The organism is Nocardia sp. CA-084685 (assembly GCF_050955785.1).
GTDB lineage: Bacteria > Actinomycetota > Actinomycetes > Mycobacteriales > Mycobacteriaceae > Nocardia.
The window spans coordinates 3,347,461-3,373,569 of sequence record NZ_CP192094.1 but is presented as its reverse complement, the minus strand read 5'-3'; the positions used below and the strand labels follow the sequence as shown (position 1 = coordinate 3,373,569).

The following is a 26,109-nucleotide window of genomic DNA, read 5'->3' as shown; positions in this document are numbered from 1 at the left end:
CCTGCCCATATCGCTGGACGCACGGTGGGGATAGAGTCGATATGTGTCCGTGGAACTCGATTTCCGCGCCGTGTTCGAGTCCGCACCAGGTCTGTACCTGGTACTCGATCCCGACCTGTCTATCGTCGCGGTGACCGACGCATATGCCGCCGCGACGATGACCGAACGCCAGCACATCCTCGGCAAGAGCATTTTCGAGGTATTTCCGGACAATCCAGACGATCCGACGGCAGAAGGAGTCCGCAACCTGCGGGTTTCGCTGGAACGGGTGCTGCATGACCAAGTCACCGATGCGATGCCGATACAGCGCTACGACATCCGCAGGCCCGACGGCACCTTCGAACAGCGATTCTGGAGCCCGACCAACTCTCCGGTCCTCGGTACCGACGGCGAGCTGCGCTATGTCATCCACCGCGTCGAGGATGTCACCGATTTCATTCGGCTCGAAGCATCCGATGCGGCGAAACAGCAGGAAACGGCCGCGCTGCGGGCTTCGAGGCAGGAAATGGAACAGGAGGTGTTCGCCCGAGCCCACGAGGTCGCCGAAACCAGCCGACAGCTCAAGGAGGCCAATGCCGAGCTGGCCCAGTTGTACGCTCGCGCGAAGGAGCTGGACGAACTGAAGAGCCAGTTCGTCGCCAATATCAGCCACGAGCTGCGAACCCCACTCATGTTGATCTCGGCGCAGACACAAAAGTCGCTCGACCGGTGCGCGCCCGGCGACCGCGATGGGCTCGAGTTGATCCTGCGCAATGCGCGCATACTGCGGCGTCAGATCGACGACCTCCTCGACGCCTCGAAGCTGGAGACGGATGCGATACGACCCGATTACGCCTGGATCGATGTTACCGAGCAGGTCCGGGTCGGCTCGGCGTTCTTCGAGTCCATGGCCGTTGACCGCGGCATCCGCTTGGCCGTCGACGCGCCGCAGCCCGTTCCCGCCGCGCTCGATCCCGACCACTTGCAGCGCATCCTGCTGAATCTGCTGTCCAACGCCTTCAAGTTCGTCACCGAAGGAGGCGTTATCCGCTGCACGGTGCGCCCTGCCGAGGAGGATGTGGTCATCGAGATCGCCGACAGCGGCCCAGGCATTCCGGCGTCGCACCGCACCGCGGTCTTCGAGCGGTTCCGTCAGGTCGATGGCGGGGCGACCCGTTCGGTGGGCGGCACGGGTTTGGGTCTGAGCATCGTCCGCGATCTGGTGCGTCTGCACCGTGGTGACATCACCATCGGCGACGCACCGGAGGGCGGGGCGGTGATCGTTATCGAGCTACCGCGAGCCGCCCCTCCCGGCACTCCGGTCCGCCGGTCGGACACCGAGCCGACACCGATTCGGACAAGTAACGCCGCCGACGCGGTGATCGCGGAGCTGACGCCCGAACGTGGCGACCGCACCACCGTCGTGGATACCGGATCGGATGAGTCGGAACCGAAGCCGTCGGTCATTGTCGTCGAGGACAACGCCGATCTCAACGCCCTGATTCGGGAAGCGCTTTCCGATTCCTATCGGGTCGTCACCGCCGATAACGGCGGCACGGGACTGCGGCTGGCGCGAACCCACCAGCCGGATCTGATCCTCTGCGACATCATGATGCCGGGCATGAGCGGCGACGAACTTCTGCGCGAGGTACGCAACGACCACGAGCTGCGGAACACCCCGGTATTCATCGTCAGCGCACGCGCTGACGAGCAGTCACGATTGGATCTGCTGCGTGCCGGTGCCAACGACTACCTGCGCAAACCATTCGAGCTCGCCGAACTCCGAGCACGGGTGGACCATCTGGTCAACCTCCGGCTGGCCGAGACGCGACTGCGGGCATTGCGGGTCATCAACGAACGCGACCGCATCGCCCACGAACTGCATCGCACGGTGATCGATCAACTGTTCGGCATCGGGATGCGATTGAGCGGGATCCGCCCCCTGGCCCGCGTACCGGCCGTCGCCGCCCGCATCGATGCCGCGGTCCAAGAACTCGACGCCGTCATCCATCACATCCGCCATACCGTCACGGGACTCGCCTCGGAGGTCGAGAACGAGACCCCGTTCCGCACGCAGATCATGGAGTTCACCAGCGAGGCCGCCGAGGCACTCGGCGCACAGTCCCAAGTCTGCTTCGAAGGACCGGTCAACGACCTCGATCCCGCTCTCGCATCCGCCGCGCTCGAAGCCGTGGAACGGGTACTACGGACATTGAGCCAGCGGGCAGTCGCCGAGGATATCCGGGTCAATGTCACCCTCGATGATCGTCAACTTGCCATCGATACGCACGAAATCACTTGGGCACCAACTAATCTCGCAATAGCCGACGATGCACCCGGACCATTGCCGGAAACACTTGTCAGCTACGGTGCGACCCTGACTGTGACCACGCCCGCCCCAACCGAAACCACTTGGACCCTCGCCGTCCCGCGCACCGAGCAGGCGCTGAGCGAATAGCGCCTAGGCCCACCGCTGGGGAGTCGAGGCCCGAAAGCGCAGAGCCTATTGTGCGACAATGCCGCGGGTGGACGGCCCCTACGATCCGATCGAGCTCGATCCTTGGGGTAAAGCGAAATATGGACTGCTCACCCCGAAAGCGCTGAAGCAGACCGCATCGCCGGTAGTGGCCGAGGCGCGCGAGCAGATCGACAAACTGGCGGCACCGCCCGGCTCTTCGAGGACCGTGCAGCACGCGGTCGAGCTCGCTCGGACGGCATTTCGATTGATGGTCGACCAACTCGGCACCGGGAATCCCTCCGATATTCCTGATCTGACGGCCCTGCTCGATGCGGCGAACCTCTACGATGTGGCCAACAAGTCCGTGGTGACAGCGCATTACAATACGAAATCGGCCGAACTCGCAGAGCTGACCGCCGGTTTGAAAGAGCGCGATACCAAGCTCTCGGGCAAAGTTGGGGATGTCGCGGGCGATAATGCCAAGATGGCCAAAGAGATCCGGGACGAAGCGCAAATGCTGGGGTTGGTACTGCAGGCGGCTTCGTTGGCTGTTTCCGCACGATCGAACAAGTTGACGGCGACTGAGGAAAAATCGCTGTTGGCCGAAATTGTCACGAAGGTCCTGCATGTGGAGAACGACTTCCGCGACCTCCTCGGAACGAATTCGGAACGGGCCGGGAAGATGATTCCGGTGACCTTGGAACAGCTCGCAGCGATCTTCCCCCACACGCCCAAGAGCAAACTGGAGAAGTATCTGCCCTACCTCGACCAGGCGATGCGTGACTACGGGATCGATACGCCCGAGCGCGCGGCCGCATTCCTCGCACAGGTCGGAGTGGAGACGGACAATTTGAAAACCCTCGAAGAATACGGTGACAAGGCCTACTTCGAGGGAAATTACGGGGCACGTAAAGACCTCGGAAACAAGCAGTCCGGCGATGGCAGCCGCTTCCGTGGTCGGGGCGCCCTGCAACTTACCGGACGCACCAACTATCAGAAGGCCAGCGATGCCCTCGAGGTCGATTTCGTCGCAAACCCCGACTTGGCCAAAGACCCCAAGTACGCCTTCGCCACCGCGGGATGGTATTGGGATGATAAGGATTTGAACGACGACGCCGATAAATCGGACATCGGCGCGATCACCCAAACGATCAACGGCGGCAGTAATGGGAGCGCGGAGCGCAACCAGAACTACAGCCGCGCTCGCAAGGTCCTCGACGCGGATTGAAAATCTCAATCCTCTTGGGGCAGGAACTGTTTCGCGTATTCGTATCCTTCTGCGCCTTCAGCCGCCGCCTTGGCGTAAACCAGATGGATGACACCGGTTTTGAACGTGTCGGACGAAAGCAGTTGCAGCGGAAGCGCGGAATCGGTTTCCTCGAACAATCGCAAACCCTTGCGCACCGCGATCGGGTGCACCAGCAGGTGCAGTTCGTCCAAGAGCCCGACCTCGAGCAGCTGGCGGACGATGGATACCGAGCCGCTGATTCCGATGGGTGCTTCGCCGGGTTCGTCCTTCAGCGCCGTCACAGCCTCCACCAGATCACCCTTCAGCACTTCGGAATTGCGCCAGGTGAAGCTGAGATCCTGATGCGTGACCACGATCTTGCGCGCGTCGCCGAGCTTCTTGGCCATTTCGGCGTCCACATCACCAGCGGCCTCCCGCTCCGGCCATGCCCCGGCGAAACCCTCGTAGGTCTTGCGGCCCAACAGCAATGTATCGGCCGCGCCGAGCTGGCTGTCGACGGCCGCGCCCATCTCCTCGTTGAAGTATGGGAAGTGCCAATCCTGGGGGTTTTCGACAACGCCGTCGAGCGCGATGAACAGTCCGGCGGTGATTTTCCGCATCGGTATCTCCTTGGTCGGTTATTGATGCCGTGTCACCAGATCAGACGGACCGGAACCGGAATAATCATCGCTCGCGCGCTCCCCTATTCGGCTGATCGGCGATGCAAGGCGAGTTGGAGTTCGAGCAAAAGACGATCGGCGGGATCGGTGAGGTCCATCCCGACAATGTCCTCGACCCGGCGGATCCGGTAGCGCAGAGTGTTCGGGTGCACCTGCAGTGCCGTCGCGGCATTGCGCACATCGCCGTGCTCGCGCAGGTAGGTCTCGACGCTCTCGCACAGATTCGCGGAGTGCTTGCGGTCGTAGTCCAGCAGCTTGCGCAGGCGCGGATCGTGCAGTTCGGGCCGCGTGCGGACGAGATCGAGGATTTCGGCGAGCAGTACCGCGGTGCGCGATTCAGCCAGCGTGGTCACCCGACCCCGCGGATAGGTCGCGGCCGTGCTGTCGAGGACACGGTCCACCTCCGAACGCGCGCCCGCGACATGCGCCAGATCCGGTATGGGACAGGCGATGGCGGCGCGCAATTCGAGTGTGGCTTCGAGTTGTTCGACCAGCTGACGGGTCCACGCGGTCACCGCATGCGCGGATCGGTATTGCGGCAGTAGCACATACACCCGATCGCCGAGGATGGTTGTCACCGAATCACCGCGAAATGAACTGGCGCGCAAGCGAAGCATATTGCCGAAGGCGGCGGGGGACTTCCCGCCGGGAGCGACCGCGAAGCCGACCACCGCTGCCGGACCGGTCAGCGGCAGATTCAACGCACTCGCTACTGCAGGCACGTCCGTGGTCCCACCACCGGTTCCGAACAACCGTTGAATCAGCAGCGCCTCGGTGGATGGCGCGTCCAGATTGCGCGAAATCAGGCGGGCGGCGATGGCCGACGCGCCGCGCAGGATCTCCGCGGCATCCGGCTTGAATGGCCGGTCGCCCTGTTGCAGCCAGATCGAACCGAGCACCCGCGGGGCATTGTCCTCGGCGTGCTCGCGAATGCTCACCACCAGGCGGCGCTTGATATCCAGTTCTTCGTGCGCCGGTATGTCGATGACATCGTCGGTTCCGCGCAGCCGATCGAACACACCCCACTTGCGCAGCACCTGCAGATAATCCCGCGGTCCCTCCCGGCCGAGGATCGACAGCACCCGCAGTTGATCGGCCGCTTGATCCGAGGCCGAATACGCGAGCACATGCGATTGCGGGTCCTCGATGGACACCATCCCGCCGGCATTCTGGGCAACCATCTGCGCCAATCCGAACAGGTCCAGGTCCGCGGCCACCAACTCACCCTCGCTAGCCACGACCACTGCCCACTTTCATACGACTCGCCAATCCGGTCATCCCATCTTTGTCCGCTTGTCCGATTCTGCGGGCTGTTTTGCGGTGTTGACTTCGGCTCACCGTCATATACCAGCACCGCCAGCGATTGCTTGCAGGTCGCTCGAACAGCACAGGAGGACCCATGGACGCCATCGTGTCCACGCCACGCCCGGCCAATGAGCCGGTCGGCACCTTCGCACCGGGCAGCGCCGAACGCGCACGACTGCGGGCGAAGCTGACCGAACTGGCCGCGACACCGACCGAGATCCACCATGTTATCGGCGGCGAGCACCGGCGCACCTCGGGTAAGAGCATCGACGTCGTGCAGCCGCACAACCATGCCGCCGTACTCGGCACGCTCACCACCGCCGAGGCCGGTGATGTCGAGGATGCGATCGCGGCCGCCACCACCGCCGCGCCCGGATGGCGGGCGCTGTCCTTCGAGGATCGCGCCGCGATCTTCCTGCGGGCAGCGGATCTGCTGTCCGGTCCGTGGCGCGAAACCATTGCCGCGGCAACCATGTTGGGGCAGTCCAAGACCGCTTATCAGGCCGAGATCGACGCACCGTGCGAATTGGTCGACTTCTGGCGTTTCAATGTGCATTTCGCCCGCCAGATCCTAGCTGACCAGCCGATCTCCACCCCGGGTGTGTGGAACAAGGTCGAATACCGCCCGCTCGAGGGTTTCGTCTACGCGATCACCCCGTTCAACTTCACCGCGATCGCGGGCAATCTACCGACCGCACCCGCCCTGATGGGCAATACCGTCTTGTGGAAGCCGTCGCCTACGCAAGCGGTGGCCGCGTATTGGACGATGAAACTGCTCGAGGCCGCGGGTCTGCCGCCCGGTGTCATCAATATGGTGCACGGCGCGGGACCGAAGATCTCCGATGTCGCGCTGACCGATCGGCGGCTGGCGGGCATCCACTTCACCGGTTCGACCGCGACCTTCCAGCATCTGTGGCGTTCGGTCGCGATGAATATCGCCGACTACAACACCTACCCGCGGCTGGTCGGTGAGACCGGAGGCAAGGATTTCGTGCTGGCGCACAGCTCGGCGGATCCGGATGTGCTGACCACCGCGCTGATCCGCGGCGCATTCGACTATCAGGGCCAGAAGTGCTCGGCCGCCTCGCGTGCCTTCATCCCGAAGTCGGTGTGGGCCAAGATGGGTCGCGATCTCATCGATAAGGTCGGCGCGCTGAGCTACGGCGATGTCACCGACTTCTCGCATTTCGGCGGCGCGGTCATCGATCAGCGCGCCTTCGATCGCAATGCCGATGCCATCGCCCGCGCCAAGGCCACCTCGGGTCTGACCATCGCGGTGGGCGGACATGCCGACGACTCCGTCGGATATTTCGTCGACCCCACCATCCTGCTCGGTGACGATCCCACCGACGAGGCATTCAGCACCGAATATTTCGGCCCGATTCTCGCGGTCCACGTCTACGACGATTCGGTCGCCGGATCCTTCGAGGCGGCGCTCGACCTGGTCGACGGCGGTTCGGCGTACGGCCTGACCGGCGCGATCATCGCCGACGACCGCGGTGCGGTGGCCAAGGCGACCGAAAGCCTGCGCTTCACCGCGGGCAACTTCTACATCAACGACAAGCCCACGGGCGCGGTCGTCGGTCAGCAACCCTTCGGCGGATCTCGCGCGTCGGGCACCAATGACAAGGCCGGGTCGCCACAGAACCTGTTGCGCTGGACCTCCGCCCGCACCATCAAGGAAACCTTCGTCCCGCCGACCGAGCACACCTATCCGCACCAGGCACCCGAGGAGATCTGATGGCTATTTCCGGTCTGCTTCGCCCCGCCATGCTGGCCGCCTCGCGCTCGCCGCGCATGGAACGCACCGTCACCCGCATGTCGACCACCAAGAAACTGGTGGACCGCTTCGTCGCCGGTGAATCCGAGCCGAATGCGGTTGCGGCCGTGGAGAATCTGCTGAGCTCGGGTCGGTACATCTCCGTCGATTACCTCGGCGAGGACACCACCGATATCGAACAGGCACGCAATACGGTGACGCACTATCTGTCACTGCTGTCGTTGCTCACGTTGCTGCGTGAGTCCGGAACCGTTGGACCACTGGAGGTTTCGCTCAAGCTCTCGGCGCTCGGCCAATCCTTGCCAGTGGATGGCCATGCGATCGCCTGCGAGCACGCGCACCAGATCTGTACCGCCGCAGCGGATGCGGGCGTGCTGGTCACCATCGACGCCGAGGATCACACCACCACCGATTCGACGCTGTCGATCGTGCGGGAGCTGCGTGCCGACTTCCCCTCACTCGGCACCGTTCTGCAGGCCTATCTGCGGCGCACCGAGGCCGACTGCCGAGACTTCTCCGGTCCGGGCTCGCGAATTCGCCTGTGCAAGGGCGCATATCGCGAACCCGCGTCGGTGGCATATCAGAGCCGGGCCGAGGTCGACCAGTCCTATCTGGACTGTCTGCGGGTGCTGATGAACGGTGACGGCTATCCGATGGTCGCTACCCACGATCCGGCACTGATCGAGGCCGCTGGGGTATTCGCTACCACAAACCGGCGCAGCTCCGATGATTTCGAGTTCCAGATGCTCTACGGCATCCGCGACGCCGAACAACGCCGACTCGTCGGCGAAGACCGCCACGTTCGGGTCTATGTGCCCTACGGCGATCAGTGGTACGGCTACTTCATGCGCCGTCTCGCCGAACGACCGGCCAATGTGGCGTTCTTCCTGCGCTCGCTGCGACCGGGCAGCCAGCGCTGATCCCCAGCTCGGCGGCCTTGTCTGTGCAGTCGGACAAGGCCGCCGAAGTTTATTTATCCAACTCGCCGATCACAGCGCGTTTATGGTCCGATTAGCTGAGTGCTGCTGAGAATGTGATCTGCGTTACTGATGTCGGGTAACGCAGAGGATCGAAAGGAAGACCCATGTCCCTCGCGGAGTTGCGCAGCCAGATGTTGCGCCGCAAACCCCTCGAGCAGATCGAGGAGGAGGCCGGGCCCGCGGACGAGCAACTGAAACGCTCACTCGGGCTGTGGCAGCTCACGGCGATCGGCGTCGGCGGCATTATCGGTGCGGGCATTTTCGCCCTGGCCGGTTCGGTCGCGCATTCGGTCACGGGCCCGTCGGTGCTCATCTCGTTCCTGATCGCCGGTGTCGCCAGCGCTTGCGCCGCGCTGTGCTACGCGGAATTCGCCGGGATGGTGCCGAAGGCCGGATCCGCCTACACCTACGGCTATGTTTCCCTCGGCGAGATCGCGGGCTGGTTCATCGGCTGGGATCTGCTGCTGGAGTACATCGCAGTGGCTGCGGTGGTGGCGATCGGCGTCTCCGGATACTTCAGATTCCTACTGGGACAAGTCGATATCACGCTGCCGGATTGGATGATGGGCGCGCACGGCACCGGCGAGGGCCACGTTATCGACGTCTTCGCGGTGCTGTTCTGTCTGGGCACCGCGTGGTTGCTCTCCCGCGGCATCAAAAGTGTCGGCCGCTTCGAGACGGTCGCCGTCGGTATCAAGGTCGCGTTGGTCGTGCTGATCATCGTGCTCGGCGTCTTCCATATCGACAGCACCAACTACACCCCGTACTTCCCATTCGGCGCGGGCGCGGTGTGGACCGGTGCGGCAACGGTCTTCTTCGCCGTCTTCGGCTATGACGCGATGAGCACCGCCGCCGAGGAATCCGTCGACGGCAAGAAACATCTGCCCAAGGCCATCATCTACTCGCTGGCCATCGCGATGGTGCTGTACGTACTGGCCACGCTGGTGCTGACCGGGATGCAGAAGTACACCGAAATCAGCCCGACCAGCGGTTTCTCCACTGCCTTCGAATCGGTCGGCATGCCGGGCGTCGCCAATATCATCGCGATCGGCGCGATCGTCGGCATCATCACGGTGGTGCTCACCTTCATGCTCGGCGTGACGCGCGTGTGGTTCGCGATGAGCCGCGACGGACTGCTGCCGGAGTGGTTCGCCAAGACGCATCCGGTGCGCAAGGTGCCGACCCGGGTGACCTGGATCGTCGGCATCGGATCCGCGACCATGGCCGGTCTGCTCGATATCACCGTGGTCGCCGAACTGACGAATATCGGCATTCTGATGGCCTTCATCGTGGTCTCGGTCGCGGTCATGGTGCTGCGCCGCACCCGCCCCGATCAACCGCGCGCGTTCACATTGCCGCTCATGCCGGTGGTGCCGCTCATCGGCATCGGCTTCTCGATCTACCTGATCTGGTCGCTCCCGTGGGAGACCTGGGTGCGCTTCTTGGTGTGGCTGGTGATCGGCCTCGCCGTGTACTTCGGGTACTCGCGAATGCATTCCAAGTTGGAGCGCAGCGGGGACGTCACGCTGGCGAAGTAGAGCGAATCCGGTTGGGCGGGTGGACAAATGGCGACCCGCCCAACCGCAGGGCACTGCGGCGACGAAACGCACGATCACTCGCGTCGCGTGTGGGTGACCCTGCGTGATGAGACCGCCTAGGGTGATTGCCATGACGGCAGCACGAGTGTGGTCGGTTACCTCGACAACCCCCACCGAAGACGACGCGCGAGCCATCGCGAAGGCGGTTGTCGGCGAACGGCTGGCGGCCGGTGCCGAGATCACCGGACCCGCGGTGTCGGTTTTCTGGCATCGCGGCGAACTCGGCGAAGGACTGGAGTGGCGGGTGACGCTGCGCACCGCCACCGCTGGCCGTGAACGGCTGGCCGCGCGTATTGCCGAACTGCACCCGTGGGACAGTCCCGAAGTAACCGCGATTCCGGTCGAGTGGTGTCTGGACAGCTACGCCGAATGGGTCGAGCGCACTACAACTCTGTCAGAATAGGCATCCGTGCGGCAGCGGCACGACGCGCGAGCTCGGCACCGCCCGCGCCTCTGGTGGCACACCGCTGCGCGACTTCTCGCACTCGTGCCAGCGGGCGCACCGATGCGACGCGGCCAGCCAAAGTGAGCGCCTGGTCGGCGGCCGTGATGGCACGCGAGTCGTTGCCTGCATCCAGATAGGCGTCTGCAAGCCCATGAGTTTCGCGAGATGGGCGACGGTACGAGGACCAGGGCAACTCGGATGAGCGGCTGGCTCGGGTTGCTACTGGCAGTCGGGCCGCCATTGGCGGTGCTCATCTGGGCGATTTACTGGCCGCGCCGATGAATGGCCTACGTAAGTGATCAACCGATACCCGTGTGGCATCGGTCGATATATAAACGGTGTTGGACAGGCATCAATTCGACGCCATACCCTTCTGGCACGTTCGAACGGAAGTGACCTACCCCACACTTTCGCTCGCACACAGGAGGACACAATGTGCGAAAACAGCAGTTCTGTCGGCATTTTCGGTTGTATGAGCGAGACCGATGCCGAATGAATGAGCACCGAATTCTGATTACCGGCGCCGGGGGCGGTATCGGCACGCTTATGCGGCCCCGGCTGCGGCGTCCCGATCGCATTTTGCGGCTACTGGATCTGACCGAACTTCCGGCGCCGACCGCAGGCGAGCGGGTCGAGCTCGTCACCGGATCGCTGACCGATCCGACCACCATGGCCGCGGCCTGCCGGGATGTGGATGCGATCATCCATCTCGGCGGAATCAGTCGAGAAGACAGCTGGGACAACGTTCTCGCCGTCAATATCGATGGCACGCATACGGTTCTGGAGGCGGCGCGGCAGGCCGGTGTGCCGCGGGTCGTGCTCGCTTCGACTAACCATGCCGTGGGATTCCGCGCCGTCGGCGATGAACCGATTCCCGGTGACGCCGCCCCTCGACCCGATACCTATTACGGTGTCAGCAAAGTGGCCGTCGAGGCACTCGGCAGTCTCTATCACTCCCGCTTCGGCATGGACGTGATCTGCATCCGGATCGGCTCGTGTTTCGAACGTCCACACGATGCGCGCGGACTGTCGATGTGGTTGTCGCCCAACGATTGTGCGCGACTGTTCGAGGCGTGCTTGGCCGCCGAGCGACCCGGCTATCGGGTGATCTGGGGTGTCTCGGCCAATACCCGTGCCGTCGTATCCCTCCGCGAGGCCGAAGAGCTCGGCTACCACAGCCGAGACGATGCCGAACAATTCGCCGCCGATATTCCCACTGTCGGCGATCCCAGTCCGTGGCTTATCGGTGGCCCCTTCGTGGAAACCCCGCTCGGCAAACCGAATCCGCTCTGACCTCACCGAAAACGCAGCCCGATACAGAGACGGAATCGTCTTTCTCCGAACCTTCGCACCATCAGCATGTGACGCTGATGAGCTTTGCTCCACCGCGAAAGAAGTACAGCACAATGCAATTCAATACAACGGCCGCGCCGAAATCGGCACTCGCGTCCAATGTCAAATTTCTCTATTTCTTCGGCGCTCTCGGCGGCATTCTCTTCGGCTACGACCTCGGAGTCATCTCCGGTGTGCTGTTGTTCATCAAGAAGTCCTGGCATCTGTCCTCGGTGACGCAGGGTGTGATCGGAGGCTGCCTGGCCGCCGGTGCGGTGATCGGCGCGGCCATTGCCGGACGGATCACCGATCGGCTCGGGCGCAGGCGAACCATCATGTTGGCGGCCGCGGTCTTCTCGGTCGGCGCGCTGGGCTGCGCCGTCGCGCCCAATGTGACGGTGCTGGTGATCGCCCGTTTCATTACCGGTATCGCGGTGGGATGTTCGTCGGCGACGGTACCCACCTACCTGTCCGAACTCGCCCCGACCAGGGCGCGCGGTGCATTGTCGACTCTGAACCAGCTGATGATCGTGTCGGGCATCCTGATCGCCTACATCGTGGACTGGGCGCTGTCCGGCAGCGGTAACTGGCGCATGATGTTCGCTGTCGCGGCGATTCCCGCGGTAGCGCTGTTGGCGGGTATGTCGGTGCTGCCGGAGACACCGCGTTGGCTGGTTCATGCCGGGCGCGAGGAAGAAGCGCGGGCCGTGCTGGCGGGTACCCATCGCGCCGATGAGATCGAATCGGAGATCAGCAGTATTCGTTCGGTCATTCGATTGGATGAGCAGCAGAAGGGGCGGTTGCGCGATCTTTTGGCACCGTGGGCGCGCCCCGCATTAGCGGTCGCGCTTATTCTCGCTGTCGGACAACAGTTCTCGGGCGTCAATGCCGTGAATGTCTACGCGCCGACGATGTTCAAGGATCTCGGCTTCGGGAATTCGACTTCGCTGCTGGCTTCCATTGTGCTGGGTGCGATCAAGGTAGCATTCACGGCCTGGGTGATCTTCGTCGTGGACCGTTGGGGCCGAAAGCCTTTGCTGCTGCTCGGCAATGTGTGTATGGCCTCGTCGCTGTTCCTGCTCGGCGCCATTGTGCTCGGCGTGCACAATCACACGATTACTGGACTCACCACGCTGATTCTGCTCAATGTCTATCTCGCGGGTTACGAATTGGGTTGGGGCGCAGTGGTATGGGTGATGATGGCCGAAATCTTCCCGCTGCGGGTACGCGGTGTCGGCATGGGCGTCGGCAGTGTCGTGCTGTGGAGTTCGACCTTCGCCATCACATTCCTGTTCCCGGTGATGAACGATCATCTCGGACTCGGCTATTCGGCCTGGATCTTCGCCGCGGTCAGCGTGGTGATGTTCATCCTGGTGCAGCGATTCGTGCCGGAGACCAATGGTCGCAGTCTGGAGCAGATCGAGTTGGAGCTGCGGGCCCGGGTCAGCGGTAAATCCGCATGAGCGTGGTCTATGTCTCGAATGCCGACAGTCGCGAAATCTCGGTGCTGCGACTCGATGACGACGGTGCACTGACGCTCGTCGAGTCGCAGCCGGTGGCCGGTGCGGTGATGCCCATGGCGATGAGTCCGGACCACCGGTACCTCTACGCATCACTGCGCTCGGCACCCTTCGCGGTGGCGGTATTCGCCACAGATCCGGTGACGGGGCGATTGACACCACTGTCGACCGCGCCGTTGCCGGACAATATGGCCTATCTGGCGACGGATCGGAGCGGGCGTTATCTGTTGAGCGCTTCGTATTCGGGCGACAAGATCGCGGTCAGTCCGATCGCATCCGATGGTGGCATCGGACCGCCGGTCGCGGTGGAATCCACACCGCCGCATGCGCATTCGATACTCACCGATCCGTCGAACCGGTATCTGTTCGCGGCATCACTCGGCGGTGATGTGATTCTGCAGTACCGCTTCGATGCCGAAACCGGGCGGATCACACCGAATGAGCCGCCGGGGGTCGAGACCGCGGCTGGGGCTGGTCCACGTCACATCCTGTTCCATCCGACCGGCTCGTTCGCCTTCGCGACGAATGAGCTGGACGGCACGGTGAACAGTTACCACGTCGAATCCGCGGCGGGCACACTGACGCTCATCGCATCGACACCCGTGCTACCGCCGAATTCCGGTGGGCCACCCTGGACTTCGGAGCTGCGCTGCACACCCGACGGCCGCTATCTGTATGTGTCCGAGCGGACATCGAGTACGACCACCGGCTTTCGCATCGAACCGACAACCGCGCTGCTCGTTCCGCTCGGACACACACCCACCGAGACCCAGCCGCGCGGATTCGCCATCGATCCGAGCGGGCGGTTCCTGGTCGTCGCGGGGCAGAAATCCGGGTCCGTCACCAGCTACGCCATCGACCCCGCGACCGGCTCGCTCACCCCGCGACAACAGCTCGGCGTCGGCCGCGACCCCAATTGGGTCGAGATCGTCGCACTCGTATGAATACCTTCAAGGTATCGGTTGATGCCGAATTGGCGTTGGACGAGTATCAGTAGCAAGCCATAGCCTGCGGAGAGCGCAATCTGCGGGCGAGGCGGAGTGCACGCCACAACGCAGGAGGAAAACGATGTCGATGCTGTCGCTGGAGCAGGTCCGCGGCTTCGTCACGGTGGCCGAGGAGGGCAATTTCCGCCGGGCGGCCGAACGCCTGCGGATGACGCAGCCGCCGCTGAGCCGTCAGATCCAGAAGCTCGAGCGCGATATCGGCGTAGAACTGTTCGACCGCACCCAGCGCCAGGTGCAGCTGACCCCGGCCGGGGAGGTCTTCCTGACCGAGGCGCGCCGCCTGCTGGCCCTGGCCGGTGCGGCGCCGGGCACCGCCCGCCTGGTCGCCGCTGGCGGGGCGGGCACGGTGCGGATCGGGTTCACCGCCGCGTCGGGTTTCGGGTTCCTCGGCCGGTTCCTCAATCACATCGAGGCCGGACTCGACCGCGTCGAGATCGTGCTGCGCGAAATGGTCAGCTCCGACCAGTTCGAGAACCTGCGCAGCGGCAGTCTCGATCTCGCGCTGGCCCGCCCGCCGTTCGACCGCACCGAATTCGATTCGCGGCTGGTGCATTCCGAAGGCCTGATGCTGGCGGTTCCGCAACAGCACAAGCTGGACGGCGACGGTCCGATCGCGATCGAGGAACTGGGCGGGGAAACGCTGCTGGTCTATGCGCCGGGCCCGGCCCGCTATTTCGCCGATCTGGTCTCCGGCATCCTCGCCGCCGTGCCCTACACCGCCACCCACGAACTCACCCAGGTACACACCATGCTCGCGCTGGTGGCCGCCGGGCGCGGCTTGGCCCTGGTACCGGAAACATCCACCCATCTGCATCCCGACGGCGTGCGGTTCCGGCCGCTCATCGGTGTCGAGGATCCTGTTGTCCTACACGCGATCTGGCGACGCGACTGCGCCAATCCGGCCATGCGCCGAGTCATCGAACTGCTCGACTCGCTGCCGCCCGCTCCATGAAAGGATCCGCATGTCCCATCTGTCCGCCGACGAGCTGGGCCCGGCACTAGGCCGCGGGCTATTGTCCTTCCCCGTCACACATTTCGATGCCGAACTGGCCTTCGACGAGGCCGCCTATCGCAAACATATCGCCTGGCTGTCCCAATACGAGGTGGCGGGTCTGTTCGCCGCGGGCGGTACGGGTGAGGGTTTTTCGCTGACGCCACCCGAGATCGATCAGGTGGTACGCGCCGCGGTCGCCGAAACCGGTGGCCGGATCCCGGTGATCGCACCGGCCACCGCGGGCACCGCCGCGGCGGTCGAACAGGCCCGCTCCGCCGAAACCGCCGGCGCCGAAGGCATTCTGCTCATGCCGCCGTATTTGACCGAGGCCGGACCCGACGGGCTGGTCGAACATGTCGCGGCCGTTTGTGCCGCCACCTCGCTCGGTGTCATCTTCTACAGCCGCGCCAATGCCACCTGCAATGACGTGACCTTGGCCAGGATGACCGAACGCTGCCCCAATTTGGTCGGGTTCAAAGACGGTGTCGGCAATATCGAGACGATGACCCGCATCTATGCCCGGCTCGGTGACCGGCTCACCTACATCGGCGGGCTACCGACAGCGGAGACCTTCGCACTTCCCTATACCGAAATGGGTGTCACCACATACTCTTCCGCGATCTTCAACTTCGCGCCGGAGTTCGCGCTCGACTTCTACCGGGCCGTGCGGGCCCGGGATCGCGACGAGGTCTACCGACGGTTACGCGATTTCGTCATCCCGTATCTGGATATCCGTGACCGTGGTCCTGGATATGCGGTCTCGATCGTCAAGGCCGCACTGACGGCCATTGGCCGCCCGGCCGGGCCGGTGCGGCCGCCGCTGACCGATCTCACCGGGCCAGAGCTCGCCGAACTGACCGCACTGATCGCCACGATCGCATGAACAGCACCACGCCCAGCGCGGCCACCACCATCACCATCAGCAACCAAACCCGCACCCAACACACCATCCAGGCATACCGACTACCTTCGGGAGATCTTCATGGACACCGCTCCTGACGAACTGCAGCGAATCATTGCCGAAGCGACCGCCGCCGCAGGCGGTCTCGCCGACACCACCCCCACCGAACGCGGACAGTGGCTCACACATATCGCCGACGCCATCGACGCCGCCGCCGATGAACTCGTCCCGCTCGCCGCGGCCGAGACCCATCTGCCCGAAACACCGCGCCTGCGTGGCGAATTGACCCGCACCACCTTTCAGTTGCGACTGTTCGCCGAGGTGCTCGCCGACGGCGAATTCCTCGCCGCCACCGTCGATCACGCCGATCCGAGCTGGCCGATGGGACCGCGCCCCGATATCCGGCGCAGCCTCGTGCCGATCGGCCCCACACTCGTTTTCGCGGCGAGCAACTTTCCGTTCGCGTTCAGTGTCGCAGGCGGCGATACCGCCTCGGCACTGGCCGCGGGCTGTCCCGTTGTCCTCAAAGCACATCCAGGTCACCCCCGCCTCTCCGAACGGACCGGCGCGATTGTGCGCGAAGCATTGACCACGGCCGGTGCCCCGGCAGGCACCTTCGCGGTCATCCACGGCGTCGAGGCGGGCACCAGCGCCCTGCGTCATCCGGATATCGCCGCCGCTTCGTTCACCGGCTCCCTGGCAGGTGGCCGTGCGCTGTTCGATATCGCATCGTCGCGACCGCGCCCGATCCCGTTCTACGGCGAACTCGGCAGCGTCAATCCGGTAGTGGTGTTTCCTGGCGCGATTCGCGAGCGCGGACAACAGATCGTCGAGGGTTTCGTCGGATCGTTCACCCTCGGTGCCGGGCAATTCTGCACCAAACCCGGTGTGCTGCTGCTGCCTTCGGGTCATGAACTCACCGATGCGCTGACTGCCGCGGTCGCCGCCGTGCCGCAACGGCCGCTACTCAACGAGCACATCGCCAAAGGCTTCCGATCACGCGTCACCACCCTGCGCGAAAGTCCCGCAGTCACTGCCCTTTCCGCACCCAAGGACCTGCTCGCTGCGACATTACTGAGCGTGCACGCCACCGATTTCCGCTCAGGCGGTGCGGCCCTGCAGGCGGAATGCTTCGGCCCGGCGGCACTGATCGTCGAATACTCGAATCCCGTTGAGTTGGAGCAGGTTCTGCACGAGCTCGAACCCGGACTCACCGCGACTATCGTTGCGGAGAACTCCGAGATCGACGACGTGCGCCCACTCCTGCCCGCACTCACCGCACTCGCGGGCCGACTGCTGTGGAACGACTGGCCAACCGGTGTCACCGTCAGCTGGGCCCAACAGCACGGCGGACCCTACCCGGCCACCACCGCACCGACCACCACCTCGGTGGGTACCGCGGCCATCGCCCGCTTTCTGCGCCCGATCGCCTGGCAGGGCTTCCCGGATGAACTGCTTCCACCCGCCCTGCGCGAAGCCAACCCGTGGCGGCTGCCGCGCCGTGTCGACGGAAAGCGAGACTGAGATGTCACCCGTTATCACCGATGTTCGTCTGACCCCGATTCTGATCGCCGACGCTCCCCTGCTCAACGTCGGCGGCGTGCATCAGCCGTATACGCCGCGTCTCATCGTGGAGATCGAAACCGATAGCGGCGCTTGCGGTCTCGGCGAAACTTATGGCGATCGCGTCTATCTCGATCGTGCTGGCGACCTCGCCACCCAGTTGATCGGCATGCCGGTGGCCGCGATCAACGCCATCCGCCTGGTCGGCGCGAACACCACCGGGGAGGTGCTGATCGACAACCCCATCGCGGGTGGTCTGCGCGGCACCCTCACCACCGACAAGGTCCGACTCAGCGTGATATCGGCCTTCGAATCCGCCGCACTCGACGCCCACGGTCGCGAACTCGGGCTGCCGGTGCACGCCCTACTCGGCGGCAAGGTTCGCGACCGGGTCGACTACTCCGGCTACCTGTTCTACAAGTGGGCCGACCATCCGTTCCCCGACGCACCGACCGACGACTGGGGCGAGGTGATCGACCCTGACGGCGTCGTCGGCCTAGCCGAAAAGTTCGCCGCCCACGGCGGATTTCGCTCGTTCAAACTCAAAGGCGGCGTCTTTCCGCCCGAGGAGGAAATCGCCGCGATCCAGGCGCTGGCCAAGGCATTTCCGGATCATCCGCTGCGGCTGGATCCCAATGGCGGTTGGTCGCTGAGCAGCGCAACGACTGTCGCCGAACAGCTTTCGGGCGTGGTCGAATATCTGGAAGACCCCACCGCACGCCGCGAGGATATGGTCGAAGTGCATCGCCGCACCGGAATGCCCTTGGCCACCAATATGATCGTCACCTCAATCGAGGAGGTGCGGCCAGCCTTCGATATCGATGCCGTCCAGATCGTGCTGTCCGACCATCACTTCTGGGGCGGACTCTTCGCCACCCGCGACCTGGCCGCGGTCTGCCATGCCTACGGCAAGGGTGTTTCGATGCATTCCAATACCCACCTCGGAATCAGCCTCGCGGCAATGACCCATGTGGCCGCCACCGTTCCCGAGTTGACCTACGCCTGCGACACCCACTACCCGTGGCAGCCCGAGGATGTGATCACCGAACCCTTCGTCTTCGAGGAGGGTGCCGTCACCGTTCCCGACGCGCCCGGCCTCGGCGTCCAGCTCGATACAGACGCACTCGAGCGCCTGCACAACCGCTGGAAAGCCTTGCCGCAGTGGCACAATCGTGATGACATCGCGGGCATGCGCCTGGTCGATCCGACATACCGGCCGCCGACCTCACCCAAATACTGAGAGATCGATCCAGGCAACAGCCCGCACCGGAAACGAGCCCATGCCGTGCACCGGCGCCGGGAGCGCGACCAGCCTGGCACCGGTGTCGGGGACCGCGTCCAGATTGGTCAACTGCTCGATGATCGGGATCCCCGCCCCCAGCAGGGTGTGGTGGCACGGCCGCGTCGGCAGGGACGTGTCGTCGACGTCGAGCGAGTCGATGCCGACCAGTGCCACATTGGCGGCGACCAGTGCATCGGCGACCTCGCCGACCAAATACGGATGCCCGGGGTCTCGATAGTCGGACGAACCCCATCGCGCCGACCAGCCGGTGTGCACGAGCACCGCCTTGCCCCAGAGCCGTGCCGGATCGCCGAGCACATCAGGTCCCACGACGCGGATACCCGTAGCGCGGATCATCACGATCGGCACGTTGAACAGCCGTTCCAGCGGCAGCTCGGCGATATCTGCGCCTTCGGCATGGAAATGGAAGGGCGCGTCGATATATGTCCCGGTCTTGCCGAGGGTATCCATGCGGGCGATCTCGTAGGTCATACCGATCAGCGCCGATCGGTCCCGCGCAATATGTGTGGTGACTCGCGGTCCGGGCAGGTCCGGATAGGTGAGCATGCCGTGCGAGATCGGATGAGACAGCTCAACTATGGCCTTGCTCATGGTGCTGACCGTACTCGCCGATCCACGTCCACGCGGCGAGCTACCGCACACTCTGGCCACGGGCATCACGTGCGCAGACCGCGCTCCAATATCGACCATGCCTGCCGGGATGTGGCCTGCCGGGATTTCAAGTCGGTCTTCGCCAGCAGGGCCGCCAGCATCGCCACCGCGATGACGATGTCGGTGGCCGTGACGTCGGCGCGGATATCGCCGCGCTTGCCGGGGTCGTCGAGCATCTGGGCGATCAGGCCGAGCAGCCGCCATGCCGCGCCGAGCAACTGCTCGTCCTCGGTGTTCGACGGATAGATCATGGCGAGAAAGGCCGCGGAGGCGGTCAGCTGATCGACGATCAGGGCCAGCACGTCCCCGACCGTGGTCGCCGGGTCGGCGGCAAGTACTTCGATCTCGACGATATTCTCTTCGAATACCGCGATCGCCATGGTCTCCCTGGTGGGAAAGTGCCGGTACAGCACGCCCTGCCCGACACCTGCCGCGCGCGCTATCAAACTGAATGGTGCGTCGAAACCATTCTCCGCGAACACAGTTCGAGCTGCTCGAATCAGAGCCGCCCGGTTTTCGGCAGCGGCTTTCGGTCCGGGGTTCGCTCGCCGCGACGCTGTCATCCACCCAACGCTACCGCTTGACTCCGCCGACGGTCTCCAGCAGACTATCGAGCCAACCGGACAAGACCGTCCGGTTAAGTGTGTAAGGAAGAGCATGTCGGTGATCACCCGCCGGACCCTGTTGACCGCGACCGCAGCTGCCGGGGTCGCCATCCTCGGCTCACGAAACACCACCCCGACGCCCGGTATCGCCGCACGGGTCAACAGCGTCCCGCTCACCCGGGAGGAACGCCGGGTCGTGGTGATCGGATCCGGATTCGGCGGCGGGGTGACCGCGCTGCGCCTGGCCCAGGCAGGGGTCCCGGTGCTACTGCTCGAGCGCGGAATGCGCTGGCCGACCGGGCCCAATGCGGAGACCTTTCCGCACGCCTCGGCGCTCGACAAACGGGTGCTCTGGTATCGGTCCAGTCCGACCCTGTTCGGTAGGCCACTGGTTTTCGAACCCTATACCGGCCTGGTCGAAGCGGTGCCCGGTGACAACATGACCGCACTGTGCGCTGCGGGCCTCGGCGGCGGCTCGCTCGTCTACCAGGGCATGTCACTGCAGCCCACACAGCCGGTATTCGATGCGAATCTGCCCGAGGAACTCGACTGGGCGACCATGGATCGAGTGCACTATCCGAGGGTGGCCCGCATGCTCGGCCTCGCGGTGGCGCCGGACGAGTTGATCGCGGACCGAAACTACACGGCCGCACGCGTATTCGGTGACCGCGTACGCCAGGCCGGACTGCCGCTGTCGAAGATCCCGATGCCCATCGACTGGAACTACGCACTCGCCGAGTTGCGGGGTGAGATGAAACCGTCGTACACCAACGGCGACGGCGCGATGGGTGTGAACAACGGGGGCAAACATTCGGTCGATGTCACCTACATCGCCGCGGCCGAGGCGACCGGACGGGTCGAGGTGCAGACGCTACACCAGGTCACCGATATCGAACGCGCCGCCGACGGCCGCTGGGTCGTGCATGTCGAACGGCTCGATACCTCCGGCAATGTGCTGGAAAACAAGATCATCACGACCAATGCCCTCGTGCTGTCGGCAGGCAGTCTGAACACCACCAAGCTGCTGGTGCGGGCCGGTGCGAAGGGGAAGATTCCCGATCTACCCGATGAGCTCGGGCAGCAGTGGGGCACCAATGCCGACCGGATCTACGCGTGGACCGACCCCATCGCCGATTTCGGTGCGGCACAGGGCGGTCCGGTGGTCTACGGAAGTAAGAACTGGGACGATCCTCAGGCCGCGTTCACCGTCATCCAGGCATCCATGCCGCCGATGCAGATGGACGCCAAGAGCACCATGTTGGTCGGATACGGCGTCAGCGCGGACCGCGGCCGGTTCATCTACGATTCGGCGAACGATGACGCGATCCTGCAGTGGCCGAAGAACGGCGACGCGAGTATCCAGAACAATCACATCGACCCGACCGTGCGCCGAATCGCCGGTCCGACAAGCATTTTGATCGACACCAACGCCGTGTTCCCGTCTACCTGGCATGCCCTCGGCGGCGCGAGCATGGGGTCGGTCTGCGATCTCGATGGCCGGGTCCTGGGTCAGCGTGGCCTCTATGTGGTCGACGGTGCGCTCCTGCCGGGCAATGCCGCGGCCTGCAATCCGTCGATGACGATCGCCGCCGTCGCGGAGCGAGCCCTCGACCATCTGGTCACCCACGACATCGGCACCGAGATCTGACGCCTACGGGCGCGGCCAGGAGTCGGCTAGCGCCAGAAGTTTGCCGAATGGCCCACTCCGAGAATTGATTAGGCTCACCATCCGCCACGACCGGGCCCTGATGCGGTGTGCGGGTTCTCAAATCTGGGAGGCCGCAAATTCCCAGTGACCAACTGCTGCCGTAGGTTCGGCGTCGCAGCCGCGCGAGTTTGCATGCAGAGCGGGCGGGGTAAAAAGCCGAACGCTAGATGTCACATGGAGGAAGGGTTCAACATTGATCAACGCCAAAAAGCCGATCGCCGTGTTATCGGCCGCGATCGGGATCACTGCCGGGATGGCGGTATTCCTCCCGGGCACTGCATCCGCGGCAACATACGGCGGCCAGTGCGGTGAAGGCTTCAATGTGATCGACAAACACGATTTGAAGGGCGGCACAGTCTTTCTCACCTACAACGGTCGAACCAACTGCGTAGTCACCGTCCGCGATAAGCCGGGCGAGCCGATCTCGATGGGCGCCGCCGTACGACAGTCGAAGGACCACTCCCAGGTCGTCATAAACGACGACCGCACCTTCACCGACTTCGCATACGCCAAGGTCGAAGCCGAAGGCAAATGCATCGACTGGGGCGGCCGCATCAAAGACGACCTCTGGGAAGAATTCGGAGTGCACTGCGGATAACGAGCCTCTGCACACCGACGGTCTCGCGGCCGTCGGTGTGGCTTGCTACCAGCCCACTGCCGCTCAGTGTATTTCTTCTTTACGCGGCTGGTATCCGGGCCGCGAGCTTGCTCGGCGGCTGCGTCGGTCGCCGACCAAAGCGTTCAGCCCTCGTCTTTCGTTATGACGTCCTACAGAACCGGTATCGCCTGATCATTGCCCTGATGTAGCGGGTTCGGGCATGGTCGATCTGCATATCTGGACATCGGCGGACGGGAAAATTCATGGGCAGCGATCGCCAACCCCACATCGTCGTGATGGGCGTGACGGGTTGCGGGAAGTCGACGATCGGGCGGCAGGTTGCCGAGCTGACGGGCGGGGAGTTTCTGGATGCCGATGACCTGCATTCCCCATCGAATGTCGCGAAGATGGCCGCGGGCATCCCCCTTACCGACGCGGACCGGGCACCATGGCTCGAGGCTGTGCGCGACTGGATGGGCACGCGAAATGCTGGCGTGGTGGCGTGTTCCGCGCTGCGTCGGCGGTATCGGAATGTGCTCCGAAATGTCACTGCGCCAGTCGCTTTCGTGCACCTCGACGGTGCGCCAACTACTATTCGGTCACGGATGGCGGCACGTCGCGGACATTTCATGCGGCCCGTCCTGCTCGATTCTCAACTCGAATTGCTCGAGCCCCTCGAGCCGGATGAGTTCGGGGTCGTATTGGATGTCGGGACGGGGCCGGACGAGATCGCGCAATCGGTGGTCGAATTCGCGCGGGAGCGGGCGATGGCGCGGTGAGTGCGCATCGGAGTTTCGATATCGAGGGCAAGGTCGCCCTCGTCACCGGCTCGAGCCGCGGGATCGGATATGCGCTGGCAACCGGGCTCGCCGAGGCCGGAGCAACGGTCGTCCTCAATGGCCGTGACGTGGCGGTACTCGCCCGCAGCCGGGACGAGATCGCAGACAAGACCGGTGCGGTAGTCCACGTTCGCGCGTTCGATGCGACAGACTCCACGCAGGTGACCGCCGCAGCGCAGCGGGTCGAAGACGAGATCGGCCCGGTGGATATCGTCGTGAACAACACCGGAGTCCAGCATCGCAGCCCGCTGCTCGGATTCTCCGACGCAGATTTCCGTCGCGTGCTCGATACCAATCTCTTCAGCGCCTTCTGCGTGGGGCGCGAATTCGCCCGCGCGATGGTCGAACGTGGACGCGGCAAGATCGTCAATATCTGTTCGGTGCAAAGCGAATTGGGCCGGGCGGGTATCGCCCCGTATGCGGCGAGCAAGGGCGGACTGAAGATGCTCACCCGCGGCATGTGCGCGGATTGGGCTCCACTGGGACTGCAGATCAATGCGATCGCGCCCGGCTACTTCGATACCGAGTTGACGTCCGCGCTGGTGAACGACGCCGATTTCAGCGCCTGGCTCGCCAGGCGCACACCGGCCGGACGCTGGGGACGTACCGAGGAATTGGTCGGTGCGCTGCTGTTTCTCGTTTCGCCCGCATCGGATTTCGTCAACGGTCAGATCCTCTATGTCGATGGCGGTTTGACCGCCGTCGTCTGATCCACTTCCAGCTCGAAAGGCAACCGTGCCGAATATCAGCCGTCCCCGAATCCATCTCGGTCCCGATTCCGACTCCGCCCTCGCCAAGGGCATCGAGCAAGGTGGCGGCATTCTCGTTCCACTCGCCGACGCGGACGCGGTGGTGTGGACGCAGGGACCGGTCACCTTTCCCGACCGGCTGCCCGATGCAGTGCGCTGGGTGCAGTTGCCCGCCGCCGGCGTCGAACCCTGGATCTCCGCTGGGATCATCGATGAGACTCGCGTCTGGACCTCAGCGGCCGGTGCGTACGCGCGCAACGTCGCCGAGCACGGCGTCCTGCTGCTGCTCGCCGGTGTACGGGTCCTTGCCGAGCAGATACGCGCGACATCGTGGCGCAAGACGGATTTCGATCCACGGGTCGGGACGCTGTACGGCTCGAGCGTGGCAATCGTAGGCTGTGGCGGCATCGGCCGCGCCATGATCCCCTTGCTCACCGCATTCGGTGCGCAGGTGCTGGCAGTCACCCGGTCGGGCGCGCCGGTGCCCGGCGCCGCCGAGACGGTCGCCGCGGATCAGACAACTGAAATCTGGTCGCGGGCAGATCATTTCGTACTCGCCGCACCGGCCACACCGGACACCGCACACCTCGTGGATGCGGACGCTCTCACCGCAATGAAGTCGACCGCTTGGATCGTGAATGTGGCTCGCGGCTCGCTCATCCACACCGATGCGCTGGTACGCGCACTCGAGCACGGATCGATCGGCGGCGCCGCCCTGGATGTGACCGAACCGGAACCACTTCCGGCGGGTCATCCCCTCTGGATGTTGCCCAACGCCATCGTCACCCCGCATGTCGCCAATCCCGCGACGGGCCTCACCGCGGTGCTCGCCGATCATGTCACGGCGAACGTCGAACGGTTCGCCACCGGAGAACGGCTGCTCGCGACCATCGACATCCGACGGGGTTATTGAGCCGTACGGCCCCCACTGTTCCTGACGTAGTTGGCGACGACGGCGCGCAATATCTCGCGCACGGCCTCCGCCGGTTTGGACAGCGGCTGATTGGTCGGGGTGCCCAGCGACACCTGGATCGTGATCGCCGGTTCGATGCGGCGCAATTCCAGATTCTCGACCGTCATGATCCGACGGGCGACCGACAATGGTAAAACAGTGGCCCCCAAGCCATTTCGCACTGCCTGCGCCATCAGCGCCACCGACTCGACCTCCCCCACGACATGCGCATGTTCGAGCGCGTGGTCGTATGCCTGCTCCACGACCTTCCGGATCGTGTGCATCGGGCCGGGCAGCAGCAGCGGCAGGCCCTTCAACTGCGCGATCGAGACCGCGGAACCGGTCGTACCGGGCAGGCCGGTTCCCGTCGGTGCGACGACCATCAGTTCTTCGGTGAGCAGTCGCTCGAAGGTCACCCCCTTGATCGGCCCGGCGTCGTACAACAGCGCCATATCCATCCGGCCGGTCATCATCGCCTCGCTGAGCACTCCGCCGAAGTTCTCGTTGATGTGCAGCAGGATGCTCGGATACCGCTCACGCACCGCGGTCAGCAATGGCAGAGCGATCGCGTTGACCGTGCTGTAGGGTGCCAGCCCGACGGAAACACCGCCCGCCAGTTCGCGGCCGACCACACTCACCTCGGCCTGTGCGCTCTGCACCTGACGCAGGATGATCTGCGCGTGCCGGTACAGCGCCCGGCCCGCATCGGTGGGTTCGACGCCTTGTTTGTGCCGGATCAGCAACTGCTGACCGAACTGAGCCTCCAGGGCCGTCATCTGCTGGCTCAGAGCGGGCTGGGCGATGTGCAGGATATCCGCGGCACGGGTGATGCTGCCGGCATCCACGATGCGCACGAACGAAAACAAGCGTCGGGTATCCACGTCGTCGATCCACCTCTCTCGCAGCAACGTCGTCGCACGCGATGATTTCCGTA

Annotated in this window: 22 protein-coding genes and 1 pseudogene; 18 read left to right on the top strand and 5 right to left on the bottom strand. The window is 64.2% G+C overall.

Annotated elements, in window-relative coordinates:
• The first annotated feature begins 43 nt into the window (after positions 1-43).
• A complete protein-coding gene (locus ACQP2U_RS15495) occupies positions 44-2,437 on the top strand; it encodes an ATP-binding protein (protein WP_433715296.1) in 2,394 nt (797 codons plus the stop codon).
• Positions 2,438-2,495: 58 nt separating this feature from the next.
• On the top strand, positions 2,496-3,665 hold the full coding sequence (locus tag ACQP2U_RS15490) for a glycoside hydrolase family 19 protein (protein ID WP_433715295.1): 1,170 nt from the start codon (positions 2,496-2,498) through the stop codon (positions 3,663-3,665).
• Positions 3,666-3,670: 5 nt separating this feature from the next.
• Here the strand turns inward: ACQP2U_RS15490 and ACQP2U_RS15485 are convergent, their stop codons facing one another.
• Together ACQP2U_RS15485 and ACQP2U_RS15480 are read right to left on the bottom strand one after the other, a co-directional pair.
• Positions 3,671-4,285, bottom strand: a complete 615-nt coding sequence (locus ACQP2U_RS15485) for a dihydrofolate reductase family protein (protein ID WP_397034120.1) — start codon at positions 4,283-4,285, stop codon at positions 3,671-3,673.
• Between the two features lie 83 nt (positions 4,286-4,368).
• Positions 4,369-5,565, bottom strand: a pseudogene (locus ACQP2U_RS15480) (PucR family transcriptional regulator); the annotation flags it as partial.
• 179 nt (positions 5,566-5,744) lie between these two features.
• Between ACQP2U_RS15480 and pruA the strand changes: the two are divergent.
• The 11 genes from pruA (at position 5,745) to ACQP2U_RS15425 (ending at position 19,010) form a co-directional block, all read left to right on the top strand.
• A complete protein-coding gene (gene pruA, locus ACQP2U_RS15475; protein ID WP_433715294.1) occupies positions 5,745-7,391 on the top strand; it encodes an L-glutamate gamma-semialdehyde dehydrogenase in 1,647 nt (548 codons plus the stop codon).
• Positions 7,391-8,350 (top strand): proline dehydrogenase family protein, encoded by a 960-nt coding sequence (locus tag ACQP2U_RS15470; RefSeq protein WP_433715293.1) that lies wholly within the window; start codon positions 7,391-7,393, stop codon positions 8,348-8,350. Before pruA ends, ACQP2U_RS15470 begins: the two co-directional genes overlap by 1 nt.
• A gap of 164 nt (positions 8,351-8,514) precedes the next feature.
• On the top strand, positions 8,515-9,948 hold the full coding sequence (locus tag ACQP2U_RS15465) for an amino acid permease (protein ID WP_433715292.1): 1,434 nt from the start codon (positions 8,515-8,517) through the stop codon (positions 9,946-9,948).
• A 130-nt stretch (positions 9,949-10,078) separates the two neighbouring features.
• Positions 10,079-10,411, top strand: coding sequence for a divalent-cation tolerance protein CutA (gene cutA, locus ACQP2U_RS15460; protein ID WP_433715291.1), 333 nt, complete (start codon positions 10,079-10,081; stop codon positions 10,409-10,411).
• A gap of 534 nt (positions 10,412-10,945) precedes the next feature.
• Positions 10,946-11,746 (top strand): NAD-dependent epimerase/dehydratase family protein, encoded by an 801-nt coding sequence (locus ACQP2U_RS15455; protein WP_433715290.1) that lies wholly within the window; start codon positions 10,946-10,948, stop codon positions 11,744-11,746.
• Positions 11,689-13,248 (top strand): sugar porter family MFS transporter, encoded by a 1,560-nt coding sequence (locus tag ACQP2U_RS15450; RefSeq protein WP_433715289.1) that lies wholly within the window; start codon positions 11,689-11,691, stop codon positions 13,246-13,248. Before ACQP2U_RS15455 ends, ACQP2U_RS15450 begins: the two co-directional genes overlap by 58 nt.
• Complete coding sequence (locus tag ACQP2U_RS15445; protein WP_433715288.1) at positions 13,245-14,249, top strand: lactonase family protein; 1,005 nt, start codon at positions 13,245-13,247, stop codon at positions 14,247-14,249. The genes ACQP2U_RS15450 and ACQP2U_RS15445 overlap by 4 nt, the downstream gene beginning before the upstream one ends.
• A 124-nt stretch (positions 14,250-14,373) precedes the next feature.
• Positions 14,374-15,264 (top strand): LysR family transcriptional regulator, encoded by an 891-nt coding sequence (locus ACQP2U_RS15440; protein ID WP_433715287.1) that lies wholly within the window; start codon positions 14,374-14,376, stop codon positions 15,262-15,264.
• Between the two features lie 10 nt (positions 15,265-15,274).
• Positions 15,275-16,189 (top strand): 5-dehydro-4-deoxyglucarate dehydratase, encoded by a 915-nt coding sequence (kdgD, locus tag ACQP2U_RS15435; RefSeq protein WP_433715286.1) that lies wholly within the window; start codon positions 15,275-15,277, stop codon positions 16,187-16,189.
• A 99-nt stretch (positions 16,190-16,288) separates the two neighbouring features.
• Positions 16,289-17,731: an aldehyde dehydrogenase (NADP(+)) gene (locus ACQP2U_RS15430; RefSeq protein ID WP_433715285.1), complete on the top strand. Its 1,443-nt coding sequence runs from the start codon at positions 16,289-16,291 to the stop codon at positions 17,729-17,731.
• Position 17,732: 1 nt separating this feature from the next.
• The gene (locus ACQP2U_RS15425) at positions 17,733-19,010 is read left to right on the top strand and encodes a glucarate dehydratase family protein (RefSeq protein WP_433715284.1); all 1,278 of its coding nucleotides are present in this window, start codon (positions 17,733-17,735) and stop codon (positions 19,008-19,010) included.
• Here the strand turns inward: ACQP2U_RS15425 and ACQP2U_RS15420 are convergent.
• Positions 18,996-19,664 (bottom strand): cyclase family protein, encoded by a 669-nt coding sequence (locus ACQP2U_RS15420; RefSeq protein WP_433715283.1) that lies wholly within the window; start codon positions 19,662-19,664, stop codon positions 18,996-18,998. The genes ACQP2U_RS15425 and ACQP2U_RS15420 overlap by 15 nt on opposite strands.
• A gap of 65 nt (positions 19,665-19,729) precedes the next feature.
• Positions 19,730-20,287 (bottom strand): TetR/AcrR family transcriptional regulator, encoded by a 558-nt coding sequence (locus ACQP2U_RS15415; RefSeq protein WP_433715282.1) that lies wholly within the window; start codon positions 20,285-20,287, stop codon positions 19,730-19,732.
• Between the two features lie 94 nt (positions 20,288-20,381).
• On the opposite strand from ACQP2U_RS15415, the gene ACQP2U_RS15410 reads away from it, so the two are divergent.
• From ACQP2U_RS15410 to ACQP2U_RS15390, 5 genes are all read left to right on the top strand, one after another.
• Positions 20,382-21,977 carry a GMC oxidoreductase gene (locus tag ACQP2U_RS15410; protein ID WP_433715281.1) on the top strand — a complete coding sequence of 532 codons (1,596 nt, stop codon included), beginning with the start codon at positions 20,382-20,384 and terminating at the stop codon, positions 21,975-21,977.
• 253 nt (positions 21,978-22,230) lie between these two features.
• Entirely contained in the window at positions 22,231-22,635 is a 405-nt protein-coding gene (locus ACQP2U_RS15405) for a hypothetical protein (protein WP_433715280.1), read from the top strand.
• A 263-nt stretch (positions 22,636-22,898) separates the two neighbouring features.
• Positions 22,899-23,414 (top strand): gluconokinase, encoded by a 516-nt coding sequence (locus ACQP2U_RS15400; RefSeq protein ID WP_433715279.1) that lies wholly within the window; start codon positions 22,899-22,901, stop codon positions 23,412-23,414.
• Positions 23,411-24,184: an SDR family oxidoreductase gene (locus ACQP2U_RS15395; RefSeq protein WP_433715278.1), complete on the top strand. Its 774-nt coding sequence runs from the start codon at positions 23,411-23,413 to the stop codon at positions 24,182-24,184. The genes ACQP2U_RS15400 and ACQP2U_RS15395 overlap by 4 nt, the downstream gene beginning before the upstream one ends.
• 25 nt (positions 24,185-24,209) lie before the next feature.
• Positions 24,210-25,136 (top strand): D-isomer specific 2-hydroxyacid dehydrogenase family protein, encoded by a 927-nt coding sequence (locus ACQP2U_RS15390; RefSeq protein WP_433715277.1) that lies wholly within the window; start codon positions 24,210-24,212, stop codon positions 25,134-25,136.
• Here ACQP2U_RS15390 and nac read toward each other — a convergent pair.
• A complete protein-coding gene (gene nac, locus ACQP2U_RS15385; RefSeq protein ID WP_433716474.1) occupies positions 25,130-26,041 on the bottom strand; it encodes a nitrogen assimilation transcriptional regulator NAC in 912 nt (303 codons plus the stop codon). The genes ACQP2U_RS15390 and nac overlap by 7 nt on opposite strands.
• Positions 26,042-26,109: the final 68 nt, after the last annotated feature.

Bases quoted from the DNA above. Each gene is read 5' to 3' on its own strand.
- ACQP2U_RS15490 (WP_433715295.1), top strand. From the start codon at position 2,496: ATGCCGCGGGTGGACGGCCCCTACGATCCGATCGAGCTCGATCCTTGG.
- ACQP2U_RS15485 (WP_397034120.1), bottom strand. From the start codon at position 4,285: ATGCGGAAAATCACCGCCGGACTGTTCATCGCGCTCGACGGCGTTGTC.
- pruA (WP_433715294.1), top strand. From the start codon at position 5,745: ATGGACGCCATCGTGTCCACGCCACGCCCGGCCAATGAGCCGGTCGGC.
- ACQP2U_RS15470 (WP_433715293.1), top strand. From the start codon at position 7,391: ATGGCTATTTCCGGTCTGCTTCGCCCCGCCATGCTGGCCGCCTCGCGC.
- ACQP2U_RS15465 (WP_433715292.1), top strand. From the start codon at position 8,515: ATGTCCCTCGCGGAGTTGCGCAGCCAGATGTTGCGCCGCAAACCCCTC.
- cutA (WP_433715291.1), top strand. From the start codon at position 10,079: ATGACGGCAGCACGAGTGTGGTCGGTTACCTCGACAACCCCCACCGAA.
- ACQP2U_RS15455 (WP_433715290.1), top strand. From the start codon at position 10,946: ATGAATGAGCACCGAATTCTGATTACCGGCGCCGGGGGCGGTATCGGC.
- ACQP2U_RS15445 (WP_433715288.1), top strand. From the start codon at position 13,245: ATGAGCGTGGTCTATGTCTCGAATGCCGACAGTCGCGAAATCTCGGTG.
- ACQP2U_RS15440 (WP_433715287.1), top strand. From the start codon at position 14,374: ATGTCGATGCTGTCGCTGGAGCAGGTCCGCGGCTTCGTCACGGTGGCC.
- kdgD (WP_433715286.1), top strand. From the start codon at position 15,275: ATGTCCCATCTGTCCGCCGACGAGCTGGGCCCGGCACTAGGCCGCGGG.
- ACQP2U_RS15430 (WP_433715285.1), top strand. From the start codon at position 16,289: ATGGACACCGCTCCTGACGAACTGCAGCGAATCATTGCCGAAGCGACC.
- ACQP2U_RS15425 (WP_433715284.1), top strand. From the start codon at position 17,733: ATGTCACCCGTTATCACCGATGTTCGTCTGACCCCGATTCTGATCGCC.
- ACQP2U_RS15420 (WP_433715283.1), bottom strand. From the start codon at position 19,664: ATGAGCAAGGCCATAGTTGAGCTGTCTCATCCGATCTCGCACGGCATG.
- ACQP2U_RS15415 (WP_433715282.1), bottom strand. From the start codon at position 20,287: ATGACAGCGTCGCGGCGAGCGAACCCCGGACCGAAAGCCGCTGCCGAA.
- ACQP2U_RS15410 (WP_433715281.1), top strand. From the start codon at position 20,382: ATGTCGGTGATCACCCGCCGGACCCTGTTGACCGCGACCGCAGCTGCC.
- ACQP2U_RS15400 (WP_433715279.1), top strand. From the start codon at position 22,899: ATGGGCAGCGATCGCCAACCCCACATCGTCGTGATGGGCGTGACGGGT.